The 18656-nt window shown below is 59.6% G+C and carries 15 protein-coding genes; 9 read left to right on the forward strand and 6 right to left on the reverse strand.

From position 1 onward, the window contains the following. The first annotated feature begins 248 nt into the window (after positions 1-248). Together mgtA and ACLB1Z_RS18310 are read left to right on the forward strand one after the other, a co-directional pair. Complete coding sequence (gene mgtA, locus ACLB1Z_RS18305) at positions 249-2843, forward strand: magnesium-translocating P-type ATPase (RefSeq protein WP_409561127.1); 2595 nt, start codon at positions 249-251, stop codon at positions 2841-2843. 205 nt (positions 2844-3048) lie between these two features. Further along, entirely contained in the window at positions 3049-3768 is a 720-nt protein-coding gene (locus tag ACLB1Z_RS18310; protein WP_409561128.1) for a response regulator, read from the forward strand. Positions 3769-3777: 9 nt separating this feature from the next. Here ACLB1Z_RS18310 and ACLB1Z_RS18315 read toward each other — a convergent pair whose 3' ends face one another. Further along, on the reverse strand, positions 3778-5670 hold the full coding sequence (locus tag ACLB1Z_RS18315) for a PAS domain S-box protein (protein WP_409561129.1): 1893 nt from the start codon (positions 5668-5670) through the stop codon (positions 3778-3780). Positions 5671-5852: 182 nt separating this feature from the next. On the opposite strand from ACLB1Z_RS18315, the gene ACLB1Z_RS18320 reads away from it, so the two are divergent. After that, on the forward strand, positions 5853-6419 hold the full coding sequence (locus ACLB1Z_RS18320) for a hypothetical protein (protein ID WP_409561130.1): 567 nt from the start codon (positions 5853-5855) through the stop codon (positions 6417-6419). 63 nt (positions 6420-6482) lie between these two features. Next, positions 6483-6872 carry a host attachment protein gene (locus ACLB1Z_RS18325; protein WP_409561131.1) on the forward strand — a complete coding sequence of 130 codons (390 nt, stop codon included), beginning with the start codon at positions 6483-6485 and terminating at the stop codon, positions 6870-6872. On the opposite strand, the gene ACLB1Z_RS18330 is transcribed toward ACLB1Z_RS18325, so the two are convergent. Continuing rightward, a complete protein-coding gene (locus ACLB1Z_RS18330; protein ID WP_409561132.1) occupies positions 6869-9604 on the reverse strand; it encodes a bifunctional acetate--CoA ligase family protein/GNAT family N-acetyltransferase in 2736 nt (911 codons plus the stop codon). The two genes, ACLB1Z_RS18325 and ACLB1Z_RS18330, sit on opposite strands and share 4 nt — an antisense overlap. A 125-nt stretch (positions 9605-9729) precedes the next feature. Between ACLB1Z_RS18330 and ACLB1Z_RS18335 the strand changes: the two genes are divergently transcribed. From ACLB1Z_RS18335 to ACLB1Z_RS18350, 4 genes are all read left to right on the forward strand, one after another. Then, positions 9730-11622, forward strand: a complete 1893-nt coding sequence (locus tag ACLB1Z_RS18335) for a PHA/PHB synthase family protein (protein WP_409561133.1) — start codon at positions 9730-9732, stop codon at positions 11620-11622. Positions 11623-11718: 96 nt separating this feature from the next. Next, positions 11719-12132 carry a phasin family protein gene (locus tag ACLB1Z_RS18340; protein WP_409561134.1) on the forward strand — a complete coding sequence of 138 codons (414 nt, stop codon included), beginning with the start codon at positions 11719-11721 and terminating at the stop codon, positions 12130-12132. Between the two features lie 10 nt (positions 12133-12142). Continuing rightward, positions 12143-12871 (forward strand): CBS domain-containing protein, encoded by a 729-nt coding sequence (locus ACLB1Z_RS18345; RefSeq protein WP_409561135.1) that lies wholly within the window; start codon positions 12143-12145, stop codon positions 12869-12871. 94 nt (positions 12872-12965) lie between these two features. After that, positions 12966-13949: a zinc-dependent alcohol dehydrogenase family protein gene (locus tag ACLB1Z_RS18350; protein WP_409561136.1), complete on the forward strand. Its 984-nt coding sequence runs from the start codon at positions 12966-12968 to the stop codon at positions 13947-13949. A 3-nt stretch (positions 13950-13952) separates the two neighbouring features. Here the strand turns inward: ACLB1Z_RS18350 and ACLB1Z_RS18355 are convergent, their stop codons facing one another. From ACLB1Z_RS18355 to ACLB1Z_RS18370, 4 genes are all read right to left on the reverse strand, one after another. After that, positions 13953-14441, reverse strand: a complete 489-nt coding sequence (locus ACLB1Z_RS18355) for a MaoC/PaaZ C-terminal domain-containing protein (protein WP_409561137.1) — start codon at positions 14439-14441, stop codon at positions 13953-13955. 15 nt (positions 14442-14456) lie between these two features. Next, positions 14457-15218 carry an enoyl-ACP reductase FabI gene (gene fabI, locus ACLB1Z_RS18360; protein ID WP_409561138.1) on the reverse strand — a complete coding sequence of 254 codons (762 nt, stop codon included), beginning with the start codon at positions 15216-15218 and terminating at the stop codon, positions 14457-14459. 13 nt (positions 15219-15231) lie between these two features. Further along, positions 15232-15471, reverse strand: a complete 240-nt coding sequence (locus ACLB1Z_RS18365; protein ID WP_013949644.1) for a lipoyl domain-containing protein — start codon at positions 15469-15471, stop codon at positions 15232-15234. Positions 15472-15634: 163 nt separating this feature from the next. Continuing rightward, on the reverse strand, positions 15635-16222 hold the full coding sequence (locus ACLB1Z_RS18370; protein WP_409561139.1) for an HdeD family acid-resistance protein: 588 nt from the start codon (positions 16220-16222) through the stop codon (positions 15635-15637). Between the two features lie 625 nt (positions 16223-16847). Between ACLB1Z_RS18370 and ACLB1Z_RS18375 the strand changes: the two genes are divergently transcribed. Next, positions 16848-18653, forward strand: coding sequence for an OmpA family protein (locus ACLB1Z_RS18375; RefSeq protein ID WP_409561140.1), 1806 nt, complete (start codon positions 16848-16850; stop codon positions 18651-18653). Positions 18654-18656: the final 3 nt, after the last annotated feature.

Raw genomic sequence — 18656 nt, forward strand, 5'->3', positions numbered from 1 at the left:
ACTCTCAAGTTAGTTGCCGCTATCTACTATTAAAAGCGGCAGGCACTCGACCCTGGTCGGCTTGGTGCACAATCACAATCGCCGTTAGTTGCATGAGGCGACATTGACCTGGCGCAAAGTTGGCGAACGCGAAGTTTGACGATGTAGATCTCGGTCCGGCGCGAATGGGCGGTGCTGCGTAAGACCCGCAAGCTCTGCATCATGCCCGCTTGCGATCTGCGATGCGCCACAGTGAGAATTTCGCCAATATGAGCGTTCCAACTCGCCCTCATCCTTTCTGGACAGAGCCGGTCGAAACGGCAATCCAATCGTTGGCGAGCAGGCCGACAGGTCTTCATACTGGCGAAGCTGCTGAGCGTTTGGCGAAGGACGGTCCAAATCTCATCGGCGTCAGTGGCCACCCAAGCCTCCTGGCGAAAGCACTCCGACGCGTCGGCGAACCGATGACGGCCATTCTTTTGCTGTCTGCAGCGGTCTCCGGAACGGCAGGCGATTGGCAAAGCTTTTTCATCATCGTTCTGATTGTCGCGCTGTCGATTGCATTGGACCTTTATCAAGAGCGCGAAGCCGAGATGGCCATTGACGCGTTGAAAAAGTCTGTTGCCGTCACGGCGACCGTGTTGCGCGACGGGCGGCCGATTGAAATGCCGGTCAAGGATATCGTTCGCGGAGATGTCGTGAAGCTGCGCGCTGGAGACCTTGTGCCGGCCGACGGCATCGTTATCGCCAGCCGCAACGCGCTGACGAACGAAGCCAGTCTGACGGGAGAACCCTATCCGTGTGAAAAGTGCGCTGCCACATGTACGAGTGTGCTGATCGCGGAAGCGCGTAACGCGCTATTTGCCGGAACCAGCGTTGTCTCGGGTGAGGCGACAATGCTCGTGATGGCGACCGGCGGGGCGACAATGTTCGGCGCCATCGCAGCTTCGGTCGAGGCACGCGAACCGATGACGGCGTTCGAACGCGGCGTGCATCGGCTTGGCACTCTCATTCTCCGACTGACGGCATTTCTGGTGCTCTTCGTGCTCCTGACGCAGCTGGTGCTGCACGGGCTGTCACTCGAAAGCTTCATGTTCGCGGTAGCGCTCGCCGTCGGGCTGACGCCGGAACTGCTGCCGATGATCATGACGGTAACGCTCGCGCGCGGTGCCTTGCGCATGGCGAAGCAAAAGGTCGTGGTCAAGCGACTTTCAGCCATCCACGATCTCGGCGCCATGAACGTGCTTTGCACGGACAAGACCGGAACGCTGACAGAAGCCAAGATCGCGTTGGTCGAGAGCATCGGAATCGATGGCAGCCACAGCGAGGCTGCTGCGAAGCTCATCAGACTCAACAGCCAATTTGCCAGCGGCGTTCGGAGCAATCTCGACGACGCGGTGATAGCCGCTCTGCCGCCTGCCGACGCAAGCTGGACATTTCTGGATGATGCACCATTCGACTTCGAGCGCCGCCGTTCATCGGTGCTTGTCGCGCACGATGGCAAACCTCAAATCATCGCCAAGGGCGCGCCCGAGATGTTATTGGCGCGGTGCTCGCAAGTTGAGCTTGCGGACGGCACGGTGCATCCGCTCGACGCAGCGCGCCGGTCCGAGCTTGATCGATTATTCGAAGCCAAGTCTCACCAAGGGTTGCGATTGCTCGGTGTCGCCCGGCGCGACGTTGGTCCAGAGTGCACGACGACCCGGCCTGAGAATGAAACGGACCTGACCTTTGTCGGCTGCGCGTCCTTCCTGGATCCCCCCAAAAGCTCGGCGACGGCGGCCGTCGCAAAGCTCCGAGGCGCGGGCGTCGCGGTAAAAATCATCTCAGGAGATGCCGCGCCGGTCGTGCTCAATCTCGTCAAGCAGCTCGATCTGCCGGCACAGGGCATCATGTCCGGCGAAGACCTCGACGGCACCTCCGAAGTCGCACTGATCGAGAAGGTGTCGAGCAATGATCTTTTCGTACGTGTTTCCCCCGAGCAGAAGGGGCGGATCGTTAGAGCGCTGCGCATGCGGGGTTTTACGGTCGGCTTCCTCGGCGACGGCATCAATGATGCGACCGCTATACATGCCGCAGACGTCGGACTATCGGTTGAAGGTGGAACCGACGTCGCGCGCGATGCTGCCGATATCATCCTGCTTCAACCCGATCTCGGCGTTCTGGCTGATGGCGTCGCCGAGGGCCGCAGGACCTATGCCAACATCATGAAATATGTTCGCATGGGGACGAGTTCGAACTTCGGCAACATGCTGTCGATGGCGCTCGCGTCGTTGATCCTGCCATTTCTGCCACTGATGCCGCTGCAGATTCTCATCAACAACCTGCTCTACGACCTCTCCGAGATCGGTATCCCATTCGACAGCGCCGACGACACGACGCTGTCGCGGCCGCAGACCTGGGATGTCGGCTCTGTGCTCGGCTTCACGCTGATCATGGGGCCACTGTCGTCGCTGTTCGATCTGGGGACCTTTCTGATGCTGTCGCTGGTATTCAAAGTCGACGCCGATGTCTTCCGGACGGCGTGGTTCGTCGAATCAATCACGACGCAGATCCTGGTCATTTTCATCATCCGGACGGCCAAGCCATTCTGGACAAGCCGGCCAAACAGCGTTCTTGCGGCGAGTTCGATCGGGGCGCTCGCCGTGGCGATGGCCGTCGCCCTCTCGCCGCTCGGACATTTTGCAGGGTTCGTTCCGCTTCCTGGCGGGGTCCTTGCGGCCATCGCGGGAATTACCGTTGCCTATTTGGCAGCCGCCGAAACCCTGAAGCCCTATGCGCTCGGGTGGGCGCCTAAAAATTTCTGGGCAATGTCAATAAGCAAAAAGGTGGGTGGCGTTCGCTCGCATCTGAATTTCAAATAGTTACCCGCCATTAGCGGTGATCATATTGACTGGTGGCGGCGACCGATACGGGCGCCCCGAGGGCTCTCCAAGCGGCGAAGCGACACTTCCTGCTCGAGGAATTTTTGCGTATATCCAACATCTACTCGTCGCAGTCATAGCGATGGGGCGCCTGAACCCTGATCGGGCGCTGCTTGGAAGATCGACAGAAATCCGGGGATCGGGCGTGACGACTGAAATTCTCGTTATCGATGATGACCCGGAGATCAGGCTGCTGTTGCGGACGTGCTTTGAGCGCGAAGGTTATCTGGTCTCCGAGGCCGGAGATGCTACCGACGCTCGGGCGGCCTTGGCAAAGGGCGGCGTCAGCCTCGTTACACTTGATCTGACGCTCGGCCGGGACGACGGCCTTAGTCTTGCGCGTGAAATTCGCGCCAACGGCGACATTCCGATCGTCATGGTCTCTGGAAAAGGCGATGCCGTCGATCGTATCGTTGGGCTAGAACTCGGAGCCGACGATTACATATCGAAGCCGTTCAACTTACGAGAGGTCCTTGCCAGGGTACGCGCGGTACTGAGGCGCCATGATGCGAGCCCGTCCGGCGCTCCGGCGCCGCAGGCGAAGCATGAGGTCTATCACTTCGGCTGCTGGGCCTTGGATATAACCAGCCGCGAATTGAAGGATTCAACCGGCGGCGTGCGCGAGCTCACGACAGGCGAGTTCAATCTACTCGAAATATTCATCCGGCGGCCGCATCGGGTCTTGTCGCGGGACGAGATCATGGACTTGCTCAAAGGGCACGACTATTCGCCGCTCGATCGCTCCATCGACGCGCTGGTCAGCCGCTTGCGCAAAAAAATCGACGATGACGGATCCAAGTCCGCCCAGATCAAATCGGTGCGTGGCATCGGGTATATGCTGGCGATAGACGTCCGGCGCGGCTGAGGATCACGCTCAGGACGACGGCGCAGCAGCTTTCTTGTCGAGGACCGCGCGAAGGATGTTTGCCAAATCCTTCTGAGCATATGGCTTGCGCAAAATCGCCCATGTCTCATCGCCCGATGCTGTGGTCCCTGCGATCTCTTCGGCGAACCCGGTCGTCAGGATAACCGGCAGTCCTGGACGATTTGCTGCGATCCATTTGCCGAGGTCGATCCCTGTCATGCCGCCCGGCATCATGATGTCGGTGAAGACCAGATCGACGGCCAGGCCTCCCTTCAACGCTTCCTTCGCCTCCGCGCCAGTGACGCATTCGACGACGCGGTAGCCGAGGCGTTCGAACCGCTTCACCGTCAGGGCGCGGACGTCGCGATTGTCCTCGACGACGAGCACCGTCTCGCCGGTGGCTTCGTGCGCCTCCGAAGCAGGCGACGACTGCTGGGCATTTTTGGCATCGACGCTGCGCGGCAAATAGAGATTGATGGTCGTGCCGGTGCCCGGCTCGCTGTAGATCGTGATGTTGCCTTGCGACTGCTTCACAAAGCCGTAGATGGTGCTGAGACCGAGGCCGGTGCCACGACCTGGCGGCTTGGTGGTGAAGAACGGCTCGAACACACGGTGCAAGGTTTCTTTCGTCATGCCGATGCCGTTGTCAGAGACGGAAATGCGAACGTATTCGCCAGCGGTCAGCGGGCCTTCAAAGCCGATTTCTCCCTCTTCGAGCGTCGCGTTGTCAGTCCGGATCGTGAGCTTGCCGCCGTCGGGCATCGCATCGCGAGCGTTGATCGCGAGATTGATGACAGCGGCTTCCACCTCGCCGGCATCGACGCGCGCCAGCCACAGATCGGGCGCCAGATGGGTTCGCAATTCGATCGTGTCGCCGAGCGTTCGCCGCAGCAATTCGGTCATGCCGCGAACCTGTTCGTTGAGATTGATCACCTCGGCGGCAAGCTGACGGCGGCGCGCAAACGTCAAGAGACGATTGGTCAATCGCGCGCCAGAGTCAGCGGCACGCGCCGCGCGCGTCAGAAGCTCGTGATCCTGCGGATTGGTGATTGTCTCTTCAAGCAGCTCCAAATTTCCGGAGATGATGGTCAGCAGATTGTTGAAGTCGTGAGCGATGCCGCCGCTGAGCTGGCCGATGGCTTCCAGCCGCTGCGATTTCAGCGCGGCTTCTTTCTGTTTGATGTCCGAAGTCATGTCGCGAAAGAGACCGACGACCGCGACGCGCGAACCATCGGCGCCAACGATATCGGCCACGTGACCTTGGCCTGGAAACCTCGTCCCGTCGCGCCGCCGGAGCGACGTCAGGATGGTCCGGCTGCCCGTGCTGTCGGCCTGATCATCCTCGAGTTTGTGAAAATCATGCGGATCGGCAAAAAGGTTCGACAGATCGGATATCATGGCTTCATCGGACGTGTACCCGAACATGCGTGTCGCCGCCGGATTGACGAGAATGATCTCTCCATCCGGGGACGAAATGACGAGCGCTTCCGGAACGTGATCGAAGACAGCCTGAAATAGCAGAGACTGACGGTCGATCTCGGCCTGCAATCGCGCACGCGCACTCAGATCGTTGATGATACCTGAGAAGAATTTCCGGCCACCGACCTCGAACATGCCCACCGAAAGATGGATCGGAAAAACGGTGCCGTCCTTGTGCAGACCCTGCACCTCGCGGCCGACGCCGATGATCCTTTTTTCGCCGGTCGTCAAATGGCGCTGAAGATAACTGTCGTGTTGGGACTGATACGGCTCCGGCATCAGCATATTGATCGGCTTGTTGAGCATCTCGTCGGCGGAATAGCCAAACATTTGTTCGGCGGCCGGATTGACGCTTTGGATGCGGCCTGAACTGTCGATTGCCAGGATCGCAGCGACCGCCGACTCCAGGATCGCCTTTAGCATGGCAGACCTTGATATGACTGGTTCTTCCTGATCCACTCTAATGCCTCAATACCTTGCAATCCAGATGTTGCGATCCGCGGATCGGGATGACGTGTCCCCGTGCGTCCCAGCCATCGACTGATCTCGGTCAAAGCAGTTTCGTGACAATTCCACGAAATTCGAGACGTCCGATTGGAGACGTTATGGCTACCAACAACCGCCCCCACATGGCAGGAACGACAGACAGTGAGCACCCGGCGGCGCGCTTTAAAGCAGATTGCGCTCTGCAGCTCGACATCTGCAAGTCCCTGCTGGCTGTGGCCGATAGCCTACCTGGATCGCTGAATACAACAACAATCGACATCCTGTCGAAATTGTTGCAATCGACATGGGCAGCGCATCTGAAGCTGCAGGACGAAGTTATCGTGCCGCTCATCGCCCGGCGCCATGAAGCTGTTTCCGATGTGTGCAGATGTTTCACACCGCTGACCCGACAGCATATCGAGATCTCGGGCATTAATGACGAACTGGCTGAATGTTTCGACATGATCGCTAAGGGCGAGCCGGTCGAGAGCAGCATGCTGGGATTTTTAATCCGCAACGCAGCAGAGCGGCGGCATGAGCATGTCGAATGGGAAAAAACCCTGCTCGGGCCTCTTCTGCCCAAGACCTTAACTCCCGCGGAGCGCCAAGTTTATTGGGGCTGGGCGGCCGCCAATCCGTGGCCCTACGAAGGTTTCAAAGTCCTTACTATGAGCAACCTCAATTGATCGAGGTCAATTCGGACTGCCGCCCCGACGCCTGATCATTGGGACTGGGGAAGGGCAGCAATAGTGAAACGTACCTGGATCTTAATTGCGGACAGCAGCGGCGCGCGGATTCTCGAAGCGCTCGGGAACAGTCGTGCATTTTTCGAGCACGCCGTCGGGGACGGACGCTATCCATACCGGTCGGACCCCGCGCCTCAGGAAGAGCGACCGAGAGTAACCAAGGCGCTCGATGGGCTGTTTGCTAGCCAGCTCAGCACCATGTTGGCAAACCGACTCAAAAGCCGCTCGTTCGACAGGCTGGTTCTCGTCGCTCCGACGGTGATGCTGGGCAAGCTTCGCAAAATGATCAGCCCCGCCGTTCGCGAGACCGTCATCGCCGAGATCGAGATGGATTTGACCAACGTCCCGACAAGCGAGATCGCACAACACCTAGCCGACGTCTCCCTGTTTTAGGACGACGTCTTTTCAGGCGTCTTTTGAGCAGCTTGGACAGCTGGCACTTTGAGCGCCGATGCCGCCGGATGCCAAACGACCTCGCGGATCGACGAGTCGCCATCGTAGGGTCGCGTTTCGAAACCGAGGTCCCTTGCCATGTCGAGCATATGGGTATTGGCCACGTTGACGAGGCCGTAGATCTGCTCGACGCCTTCGTGCTGGGCGTAGCTCAACAAGGCTGACATCAATTGCCAGCCGAGGCCGTGGCCGTGGAGATCGGACCGGACCAGAATACCGAATTCGCCACGCGTCTGATCCGGTTCGAGGACAAGGCGCGAACCGCCGATCATTTCATTCGTTTTCGCGTCGATTGCGACGAATGCCATTTCGCGGGCGTAGTCGATTTGCGTCAACGACGCGAGGAACGGGTGCGGGAATGTCTTACGGCCGGTAAAGAACCGTAGCCGGACATCTTCCTCGGAGATCTGCGAAAAGAACTTAGCAAAAGCCGGCTCATCTTCGGGGCGCACGGGCCGAATGAGAACTTTGCCCACCGGATTGATTGAAATCTCTCGTTCAAGGTGAGCGGGATAAGGCCTTATGGCGAGCGGCAGACGCGGGTTCGCGTCTTCGTTTGCAAGCTTCATGCGCGCGTCGATCGCGATCACGCCGTCTTTGTCGACGAGCAGCGGATTGATATCGAGTTCGCGAATCTCCGGGTGGTCGACGATGAGGTCGCTAATGCGAACGAGCGTATCCGCGATGGCGTCCATGTCGGCAGGAGCGTGATCGCGATAGCCCTTCAGCAGCCGAGAAATCCGCGTTTCGCAGATCATCTGGTGCGCGAGATGCATATCGAGCGGCGGCAACGCCATTGCGCTATCGCGCAGCACTTCGACCGCAACACCGCCTGCACCGAAGAGAAGCATCGGACCGAAAGTCTGGTCGACGCTCATACCGACAATCGTCTCAAGCGCATCCGGCCGCTTGACCATCGGCTCAACCGTGAAGCCGTCGATCCGGGCTTTCGGCAATTTGGCCTTGATCTTCGCCAGCATATCGACCGCCGCTTGTTCGGCGGCTGCCTCGCTTTCAAGGTTCAGGTGTACGCCACCGACGTCCGATTTATGCGAGATGTCGGGCGAGGCGATCTTGATGACGCACGCGTCGTTGTTTTTCAGAATGCCGGCCGCGACAGAGCGAACGGCCTCTGGATCGGACGCCAGAACTGCCTTGTCCGTCGGAATGCCATACGCTGCCAGGATCGTCTTGGTTTCGAGCGCCGACGCGACAGTTCTGCCGCTTTCGAGAATCTTTCGGATTTCCCGACCGGCAGATCGCGAGTGATACTTGTGGTCGCCAGCCGCGATTTGTGGCGTCCGCATTAGCTCAGTCTGCGAGCGTGCGTGATCGACGAGTTGCATGAACCCGGTGATGGCGGCGGATGTCGATTCGAATGTCGGGATCTTGTTTGCTTTGAAAAGCGCACGTGCTTCGCGGACGGCACCGTCGCCGAGCCAGCACGCCATGACTGGCTTATCCGCGACCAGCTCCGAATGTGCACCAACCGTGTCGACGACAGCCTTAGCCGCGTCGGTCGCAGATACCGTCGCCGTCGGACAGTGAAGAACGAGAACCGCATCGGAATCGCGATCGTGCAGCAGTGCCTCAAGCGCGTCTGCGTAGCGCTTCGTTCCGGCGTCGCCGATGATATCTACGGGGTTCCCGCGCGACCACGTCGGCGGGAGTACGCGGTTGAGCGCTTCGATCGTATCGGGTCCGAGCGCCGCCAGCGTGCCTTTCCAGTCCTGCAGTTCGTCAGCGGCCAAGACACCTGCACCGCCGCCGTTCGTCAGAATCGCCAACCGGTCGCCGCCGAGCCGCGGCACATGCGACAAAGTCTCGGCTGCCGCGAAGAGATCGTCGAGCGTTAGGACGCGCAGGATGCCTGAACGGCGGAAAGCAGCATTGTAAGCGGCGTCGGAACCGGCCAAGGCGCCGGTGTGCGATAGCGCAGCGTGGGCGCCGCCAGCGTGACGGCCGGTCTTGATGACAACGACGGGCTTCATGCGCGCTGCCCGGCGTGCGGCTGAAATGAACTTCGGCGCGTGGGTAACGGCTTCGACGTAGAGAAGAATGGCGCGGGTGTTGGCGGCGGTTGCAAGATAGTCCAGCATATCGCCCAGGTCGATGTCGGCCATCTCACCGAGCGAGACGACGTGCGAAAAGCCGATTCCGCGGCCGGCAGCCCAGTCGATAACGGCCGTCACCAAGGCACCCGATTGCGAAACGAACGCCAAGTCTCCGGCGAGTGGCGCGCGATGAGCGAAACTGGCATTCAGGCCAATGTTCGGGACCATCAGTCCGATGCAGTTCGGACCGAGGATACGCAGGCAATTCGGCTGTGCAGCCGCAATCATCGCCTTTTTCTGCTCACCCATACCGGCCGCAAGTACGATTGCAGCTCGCGTTCCCTTGGCGCTCAGCTCCTCGATAAGGCCAGTGATAGTACCGGGCGGTGTCGCCAGCACAGCGAGATCGGGCGCTTCCGTCAGGTCGGCAACAGTTGAGTAGCAACGGCGGCCGTCGATATCGCGGTATTTGGGGTTTACGAGGCTGATCGGACCTTTGAAGCCACCCTCAAGCAGGTTCTTCAAAACGGTCGCGCCCACTGACCCTGGACGCTTGCTGGCTCCAATTAATGCAACCGAGCGCGGCGCGCACAGGTAGTTCAAATTGCGAACAGTCATCAGCCCCAATCCTTAATCAAGGTCATGCCCATGTCCAATAAGTGACCGCGCGACCTACTGTTCTGATCTGAATCAATAATCTCTCGCAATTGCTCACTTGCGCTGCGTCAATGAGATTTAATGCGATGAGCGTATCCAAGCCGCGGGACAAATCGAGCAAAGAGGGCATTTTCGTGCATATGCCAACCAACGTGCAAAATGCTCTTCCGCCGCCGCATTCGAACGCAACCGCACTTCTAACCGATCAGTCGGGAACGCGATCCGAAGCGGCAAAATTTAAGCCCACGTCGCTGCCCACCCCCGAGCAGCCAGAACTTGATCGCTACGTCCATTACCTGATCGCACGAATGACCGGCGGGCTCTCTCCCGCCGCTTGCGCCGAAGCTTTCGTCGACTGGGGCTCGCACATGGCGGTGTCGCCAGGGCTGCAGCTCGAATTGATGGGTGAAGGCATCCGCCAGTGGATGCGGCTGCTAGCATTCACGCAGCAAGCTATGGGCAGCAATGCGGCCTTGCCGCCGAGTGTCGAACCGCAACCGCACGATCATCGCTTCGTCTCTGACGGTTGGAAGCAGTATCCCTTCAATGTTTTCGCGGAAGCCTTTTTGCTTGGTGAAGAATGGTGGCATTCGGCAACCACACGCGTTCGCGGCGCTGAAAAGCAGAGCCTCAATCGCGTCGATTTCATCACACGCCAGATGCTCGACGTTTTTGCTCCGGCAAACTTCGTCGCGACCAACCCGGACGTGCTTTCCCGCACGCAGTCGGAAGCCGGGCTCAATCTGCTTCGCGGCTATTCGAACTATCTCGATGATGTGAAGCGCCTGCGCTCGCGGGAGGCTCCCCCGGGAGCAGAGAAATTCAAGGTCGGCGAAACGGTTGCCGTGACTCCCGGAAAGGTCGTCTATCGCAACCACCTCATTGAGCTGATCCAATATGAGCCGACCACGGAGACCGTACATGCCGAGCCGGTTCTGATCGTACCGGCGTGGATCATGAAGTATTATATTCTCGATCTCAGGCCTGAGAACTCGCTGGTCAAATATCTCACCGCGCAAGGCTTCTCGGTCTTTATTATTTCATGGCGCAATCCGGACGCGGGTGATCGCAATCTGGGCTTCGCTGATTATCGGCGCCTTGGCGTGATGGCTGCAATCGATGCGATCACACGGATCGTCGGCGATCGCAAAATCCATGCGACGGGTTATTGCCTCGGCGGCACGCTGCTTTCCATTGCAGCTTCCGCCATGGCCAACGAGAATGACGATCGCCTCGCGACCCTGACGCTGCTCGCCGCGCAAGCCGATTTTCGCGAGGCCGGCGAATTGACGCTCTTTATCGACGAGAGCCAGATCACGCTGCTCGAAGACATGATGGCCGAGCAGGGCTTTCTCGATAGCGCGCAAATGGCTGGCGCTTTTCAGTTGCTGCGATCGAACGATCTGATCTGGTCGCACGTCGTCAACGATTATCTGCTCGGCGAGCGGCAGCCGGTTTTCGATCTGCTCGCGTGGAATTCTGACGCGACGCGAATGCCGTACCGGATGCATTCGGAATATCTGCGATCGCTGTTCCTCAACAACGATTTTGCCGAGGGACGTTTCAAGGTCGACGGCCGCACCATTGCGCTGACCGATCTCCGTGTGCCGATTTTCGCGATCGGCACCGAGACCGACCACGTCGCACCGTGGCGGTCGGTTTATAAATTCAACATCTTGAGCGATACCAGCGTGACGTTCCTGCTGACAAGCGGGGGCCACAATGCCGGCATCGTCTCGCCGCCCGGCACACCGCACCGCAGCTACCGGATGGCGACCAAGCTCGCAAACGACAAGTTCGTCGATCCCGACACATGGTATGCAACGACGCCGAAGACAGAGGGATCGTGGTGGACCGCCTGGGCCGAATGGCTCGCCCGCATGTCGACCGGAATAGTCGATCCGCCGTCGATGGGCTCGCCGGAGAATGGGTTGAAGCCTCTGTGCCCGGCCCCCGGCACATACGTACTGCAAAGGTGATGTCCAGGCGTTTCCTGTCTTGACCTTCGTCAAAGCGCTGGAATGGCCGAGGACGAAAATCCATCATTTCACGGCGCAAGCATAGGAGTGAAGAGCATGCTTGATCGACCTGCCAGAAACGACATGAACACACAGGTTCCGGCACCCGGCATCGCGCCGATGCTCAACGCCTTCAATCCGATGACGGCCTATATGGCCTTCTGGGGAGGGCCCGCGCTTCAGCTCGGTGGCCAAGTGGCGCAAAGCTGGCTGCATTTTCTCGGTTCCCGCTGGATGAAGGACATGAGATTTCCGCAGCAAGTCGCGGGCTGCAAGACAGCAGACGATGTGGTGGCCGCCGCTGCCGAGTTCTGGCAACAGGCGTCGAAAGATTATTCGTCTGAGTTCAATCAGCTTGCCGATTTGACGTGGACTGCCACGCGGACGGCGTTCGACGGCGCGGGTACATTTACCTCGAAAGATTGCAGTTGTTCCGGTAAATGTGCGTCTCACCCGGCCGGCACTGCGTAGGAGAAGCGTCATGAAAGCCAGCGACGTAATGACGACGAAGGTCATCTCCATTGGCCCCGATGCAACGCTCAGCGAGATGATCAAGCTGATGCTCGATCACAGGATCAGCGGCCTGCCGGTCGTTTCCGAGGATGGCAAACTCGTCGGCGTCGTCACCGAAGGCGATTGTCTTCGCCGGGCCGAGACCGGCACGGAAGTGAAGCGCTCGTTCTGGCGCGATATGCTGACGGGCTCGGAGACGCTTGCCAACGAATACATTCGCACGCACGGTCGCAAGGTCTCAGAGGTGATGACTGGCGATCCGATCAGTGTTTCGCCCGATATGGAGCTCAGCGAAGTCATCCATATCATGGAGAAGAACCGGATCAAGCGCGTGCCGGTCGTGAAAGACGGCGCGGTTGTCGGCATTCTGAGTCGGGCGAACTTGCTGCAGACGTTGTCGGGCCTCGTGCGCAATACGAGCGTCGACGACAGCGATACAGACATCCGCAAAAATGTCATCACGGCGCTCGGAACCCTGCCCTGGGCTGCAAACGAATTTCTGAACGTCACTGTCAAGGATGGCGTCGTCGATCTCTGGGGCTGTTATACAGCCTATCGACAGGACGAAGCGGCCGTTGTCGCCACTGAGAACGTTCCCGGCGTCAAACAGGTGCGCAATCACCTGTCCTGGGTCGATCCGATGTCCGGCACAGTCGTCTACTCGCCGGACGAAAAGGCATCTCTGGCTCGCGCGTAAATCGAGTTGACCGCGTGCCGCGCGATTGATGCCCATGCGATGGTCGCGTAGAATTGCGATCATCGCTCATTCGTTTCCGAAAGATAGTTCGCTAATGAAAGCCATGGTCTTCCGAGCCGTCGGAGAGCCTCTGACCCTCGAAGAAAGACCTGACCCGCAACCCGGAAAAGGCGAGATCCGCGTTCGAGTCGAAGCATGTGCGGTTTGCCGGACGGACCTGCACGTCATCGATGGCGATCTTCCCGATCCCAAGCATCCCGTTATTCCAGGGCACGAGATCGTCGGCATCGTCGATGCACTTGGCGCAGACGTTCACGACCACAAAATCGGCGAGCGTGTCGGCGTGCCGTGGCTCGGCCACACGTGCGGGCACTGTCCCTATTGCCTCGCAGAGCGCGAGAACCTGTGCGACTTTCCGCTTTTCACCGGTTACACGCGTGACGGCGGATTTGCCACGCATGTGATCTCCGATGCGGACTTCGCCTTTGCGATGCCGGGTTTTAGCGATCCCGTTGCCGCAGCGCCGCTGATGTGCGCGGGCCTGATCGGCTGGCGGTCGTTACGCATGGCAGGCGACGGCAAGCGTATCGGACTCTATGGCTTCGGCGCGGCGGCGCACATCATCGCGCAGGTCATCATCTGGCAGGGACGCGAGGTTTACGCATTCACGCGAGCGGGCGACAACCAAGCGCAGGACTTCGCGCGCGCGCTCGGTGCGGTATGGGCCGGCAGCTCAGACGACATGCCGCCTGACGAACTGGACGCCGCAATTATTTTTGCGCCTGTCGGCAGCATCGTTCCAGCGGCACTCAAGGCGGTCCGCAAAGGCGGCCGCGTCGTCTGCGGCGGCATTCACATGAGCGACATTCCGCAGTTTCCCTACGATATTCTATGGGAAGAGCGCGAGATCCGGTCGGTCGCCAATCTCACGCGCCAAGATGCGCACGAGTTTCTCGACATCGCGCCGAAGGCTGGAGTCCATACGACGACGACCGTCTATCCGCTCGCTCACGCCAATGAAGCGCTTGCCGACTTGCGGGCCGGACGTTTCTCCGGCGCCGCCGTTCTTGTTCCCTGATGCTTATTGCGCCGGGCCGTCGAGAACCTCGACCTGGGGGAGCGCGACGCGTGGGCGCGAGATCTTTTCAGTCGGCGCCATGACGGTCGCGACACCGGTGATAACCTCGTCGCCCATCTGATTGACCACCTTACAATCAAGAATGACGCGGTTGTTCTTCGGCATTTTCTCGGAGACCGTCAGTGTGACCGTCAGGGTATCGCCGACGCGCACCGGATGCCGAAACTGCAGCGTCTGGTCGAGATAGATCGTGCCAGGGCCAGGCAGCTTCGTACCCAACACCGTCGAGATCAATGCCGCACCGAGCATACCGTGCACCACGACGCCATGAAAAATATCGCTCTTCGCGAATTCGGGGTCGACGTGCGCGGGGTTGACGTCTCCGGACACCGCAGCGAACAACTCGATATCGCGGTGGGTCAACGTCCGCACGAGGCTCGCGCTATCGCCGACTTTGAGTTCGTCGAAAGTGCGATTGGTCAACGTCTCCATGAAGTCTCCTTGGCGCTATCCGAGAATGTGATAGCCGCCGTCGATGTATTCGAGATTACCGGTGAGCGCTTTGGCGTTATCGTCCGCCAGGAACGCAGCGACATTGCCGACATCGTCGATCGAGACGAGTTGATGATCGGGCATGCGCTCGCGCGTGCGGTCCAGGAGCTCATCGAAGCGATCAATGCCGGATGCGGCGCGGGTTTTCAGGGGTCCCGGCGACAGGGCGTGAACGCGAACGTTCTTTTTGCCAAGCTCGGCCGCCATATAACGCACCGAGGATTCGAGCGCGGCCTTCACCGGCCCCATCAGATTGTATTCTTCGACGACCTTTTCCGAGCCGTAGAAGGTGACGGTCAGCAGACAGCCGCCGTCCTTCATCAGAGGCTCGGCGAGATGCGCCATGCGAATGAAGGAGTGGCAGGAAACGTCCATCGCGAGTGAGAACCCGGCCTGCGAGCAGTCGACGACGCGGCTATGGAGATCATCCTTCGGCGCAAAGGCGATGGAGTGCAGCAGGAAGTCGAGCTTGCCCCACTCTTTTTGGATACGCGCGAACACCGCTTCGAGCTGGCCGGGCTCGCGCACGTCACAGGGGACGATAATCGGGCTCTTGAGCTCTTCGGCGAGCGGGCGAACGTAAGGCTCGGCTTTGGCATTGAGATACGTGATTGCGAGATCGGCACCGGCGTTACGAAAAGCTTTCGCGCACCCGTAGGCGATGCTGTGTTCGTTGGCGATGCCGACGACAAGGCCCTTTTTTCCAGCAAGCGACATGCGGCGTCTCACCTCACTCGGAAAGAGTTGCGATCAACGCGCCTGGATCGACGACACTATTTTCGCCGGCTACGATGGTGATACGACCATCGGAGGGTGCGGTGATCTCGTGCAGCGCATCCTCGATGCGGACGACCGCAATGCCGTGTCCGGCGGCGACGCTAGCGCCGTCGGGGACAAGCCAGCGCACGAGCGTGCCTTCCGGGAAGATGCTTGAGGCCCACAGGGCTTCGTCAATTTTGATGTCAGACATGTCAGCTCCGATTGCCCCTTGGCGATGATGTTGTTTTTCGCCGGGCGGGCGCACTCTTGCTGCACCTGCGTACAATTATAATGATCTTGGTCAAAAAAATTCGCTGCATCGCAAAAGACGATGCAGCGAAAAAGCACAATATATTTTTCTGAATTTGTCCGCGTTACGCGACCGGCTCGATCTTGCGAGCCTGCAGCGCCATCGCGATCAGGGCGAAGCCGCCGAAGATCATGTTGATGCCGACGAGCAGACCGATCGCCCATGCCGCCGATGACGGCAGGCCGAAGAAGATCATGGCGCCGAGCACCAGATCGACGATGCCGCTCAACAACATCATGACCCAGGCACCGGGAAGCTCGTTGCGATGTTCGAGCGCGAACATAACTGACGCGATGCCTTCAAGGATAAAGAAGGCGACGAGCACAATCGTCAGCGAAACGGCGCCTGTGGCGGGCGAAAAGAGCAAAATGAGACCGGCACCGATGCCAATGATGGCCGAGAGCAACGACCACCAGAAGCCTGGCATCGGGCGCATGGAAAATGTCGTAAAGAGGCCGGCGATTCCGCTGAAGAGAAGGAGCCAGCCGATAAAGAACGTGACTGTGAGGGTCGCGATCGGCGGCACTATGATCGCTGCCGTGCCGAGAACGACGAGAACAATCCCTTCGATAAGGAACATTTTCCAATTCTCGTGAAGCGACGTTACGAGCGCCTGCCTCATACGGCGGACGTCTGATGGATCGAATGACATTTTCAAGCTCCTGTCTGGGCGGGTAACGCAGCAAGCACGGGCACTAATCTTACGATAGTTCGCGACTTGGTGCCGTACCAAGCGTGCAAAGTCGTGAATGTCTTACGACCGAGCACATTAAAATCCGCACTTGGCGTTGATCCGCCGCAACGCACTGCACCGCACAGATGCGCAGAGAACGGCGTTAATGATCGTTAAACGGTGCGAAAGAAAAGTTGTAGAGGCCGGACGCAGCTTTGCTGCTTCAAAGCATGCCCGCGAGCAGCGAGTCGCGTTCGTTCTCATGCCTTCTCAAGCCCCCTCCAATCCGGACCGAGCGAGCCGTGGTCGGCGTGGCCATCGCCCGCTTTTGTCGAAGCCGTGAGCGAGTTACGCGCCGTGCATTAATCCGCACTCTGATTTTAGCGACGGCTAAAGCCGCCAACCGCTGCCGATTTTTATTCGCCATGATTTGGCCGCAACCTATTCACGTTCGCTTCATACGGCTGCCCTTATCCGCCTGGGCTTCGAGAATAGATTGCCGACGGCACAATTGCCGTGAAAGCGCGACGCCGACGTACTAACGACTAAACGGAAATCGATTCGCAGCGTTCGACCAGGACGCGACAAAATTCGAGGAAATGCCATGAACTCCAGCCGACACGCTGCTCTCGCCGCTGCGTCGCTTCTAACGGCACTGACGGTCACGCCCGCAGTCGTCATGGCGGACGATCAGCGGCCGCCTAACAAAGAAGATAAAATCAAGAGGCACGAAAAGGAAGGCAACGGCGGCCAGAATCAATGGCAGCAGGGCAAGCCGCAGGGGCAACCCGGAAAGCCTCAGGGGCAACCGAAGAATTTCGGCCAGCAAGGTGGGCGTCCGGAGAAGCACGGCAACCCGGCATTCGGCCAGCAGCAGAAACAGCCAAACGCGCAGCAGAAGAACTTCGGAAATGGCGGCGCTGGAGGAAATCCGAATGCGTTCGTCAAGCCGAAGCCGCCACAGCCACCGGTCGTGAATAAGGCGGTGGTACCGCAGCAGCAGCCACAACAGCGCCCCAAGCATCAGAACGCGGGCCAGCAGAACTTCAACAACCAGTTCGGTGGCCCAAACAAAGCACCGAACAATGCGCCGCCGCAGAAGCCGCAGAACCAGCAAGGCTGGAAGCGCGTCACGCCGGGCACGCAGCCTGCACCCGTCGTCAATCCAGGCCAGCCGAACAAGCCGCAGAACCAGCAGGGCTGGAAGCGCGTCACTCCGGGCACGCAGCCCGCGCCGGTGGTCAATCCGGGACAACCGAACAGGCCGGTAACGCCCAATTTCGCTGCGCCGAACAAGCGACCGCAAACGGCAGCCGAAGCCAAGCGGCGTTTCGAGGCGATGCGCGGCCAACGCAAAGAGGTGAAATTCGATGGCGGCAAAGGCGTCGTTATCGAAGAGCCGGGTAAGCGCCGGATCTACCGCGAGAACAATCGCGTCTTCATTCAACACGACGATACGGAGCGGCTGCGGCGTGTCGCGCCGAACGCCCGCTTCGAACGCGGAAAAGGCGGTACGAACGTCGCCGTGATCGACCGCCCAGGCGGTTATAAGATCTATTCGGAGACGGATGCCAACGGCCAGCTCATTCGCCGGTATCGCCGTGGACCCGACGGGCGCGACTTCATCATCATCGACAATCGTCGCCGCCGTCATGACAACTTCGGCAGAAATCTCGCGGCCGGAATCGGCATCGGTGTCGGCGTCGTTGCTGGGGCCGCCATCCTGAATTCGGTGCTCGACGTGCCGCCGCCGCGTGTCACCATTCCGCGCGACGAGTACATCGTCGATTACGAACGCGCGAGCGACGAAGACGTTTACGAGGCACTGAGCGCACCGCCGGTCGAAGATTTCCGTGGGGGATATACCCTCGATGAAATCCGGGCGACGGCTGCGCTTCGCGACCGCATGCGCCGCGTGGACCTCGACGACATCACGTTCGATTTCGGCTCGTGGGAGGTCAATCCGAGCGAGTACGGTAAGCTCGACCGGATCGCGCGCGCCATGCTCCGGATCATCCATCGGCATCCCGATGAGGTGTTCATGATCGAAGGCTATACGGATGCTGTCGGCTCGCCGGAGGACAACCTTTCGCTCTCCGACCGGCGCGCGGAATCCGTTGCGGAAGTGCTGACGCAGCAGTTCCAGATCCCCTTTGAGAACCTGACGACGCAAGGCTATGGCGAAGAATATCTGAAGGTGCCGACCCAGGCTCCCGAGCGGCTCAATCGTCGTGTCGCCGTTCGCCGGATCACGCCGCTTCTGGCTCGCGGAAACGCTGGCGCGCCTCCTCCGCCGCCGCAGGGCTCTGGCCAATATGACGACGGCCCTGGCGGTCCTGGTGATGGCGGACCGGACGATGGCGGTCCCGATGACCAGGGTTACGATGGCCCACCGCCCGGACGTAACTAAAGG

Source organism: Hyphomicrobium sp. MC8b (assembly GCF_905067615.1).
In the GTDB taxonomy this organism is placed as follows: domain Bacteria; phylum Pseudomonadota; class Alphaproteobacteria; order Rhizobiales; family Hyphomicrobiaceae; genus Hyphomicrobium_B.

Coding starts and splice junctions, on each gene's coding strand:
- mgtA (WP_409561127.1), top strand. CDS start 249: ATGAGCGTTCCAACTCGCCCTCATCCTTTCTGGACAGAGCCGGTCGAA.
- ACLB1Z_RS18315 (WP_409561129.1), bottom strand. CDS start 5,670: ATGCTAAAGGCGATCCTGGAGTCGGCGGTCGCTGCGATCCTGGCAATC.
- ACLB1Z_RS18320 (WP_409561130.1), top strand. CDS start 5,853: ATGGCTACCAACAACCGCCCCCACATGGCAGGAACGACAGACAGTGAG.
- ACLB1Z_RS18330 (WP_409561132.1), bottom strand. CDS start 9,604: ATGACTGTTCGCAATTTGAACTACCTGTGCGCGCCGCGCTCGGTTGCA.
- ACLB1Z_RS18335 (WP_409561133.1), top strand. CDS start 9,730: ATGAGCGTATCCAAGCCGCGGGACAAATCGAGCAAAGAGGGCATTTTC.
- ACLB1Z_RS18340 (WP_409561134.1), top strand. CDS start 11,719: ATGCTTGATCGACCTGCCAGAAACGACATGAACACACAGGTTCCGGCA.
- ACLB1Z_RS18345 (WP_409561135.1), top strand. CDS start 12,143: ATGAAAGCCAGCGACGTAATGACGACGAAGGTCATCTCCATTGGCCCC.
- ACLB1Z_RS18350 (WP_409561136.1), top strand. CDS start 12,966: ATGAAAGCCATGGTCTTCCGAGCCGTCGGAGAGCCTCTGACCCTCGAA.
- ACLB1Z_RS18355 (WP_409561137.1), bottom strand. CDS start 14,441: ATGGAGACGTTGACCAATCGCACTTTCGACGAACTCAAAGTCGGCGAT.
- fabI (WP_409561138.1), bottom strand. CDS start 15,218: ATGTCGCTTGCTGGAAAAAAGGGCCTTGTCGTCGGCATCGCCAACGAA.
- ACLB1Z_RS18365 (WP_013949644.1), bottom strand. CDS start 15,471: ATGTCTGACATCAAAATTGACGAAGCCCTGTGGGCCTCAAGCATCTTC.
- ACLB1Z_RS18370 (WP_409561139.1), bottom strand. CDS start 16,222: ATGTCATTCGATCCATCAGACGTCCGCCGTATGAGGCAGGCGCTCGTA.
- ACLB1Z_RS18375 (WP_409561140.1), top strand. CDS start 16,848: ATGAACTCCAGCCGACACGCTGCTCTCGCCGCTGCGTCGCTTCTAACG.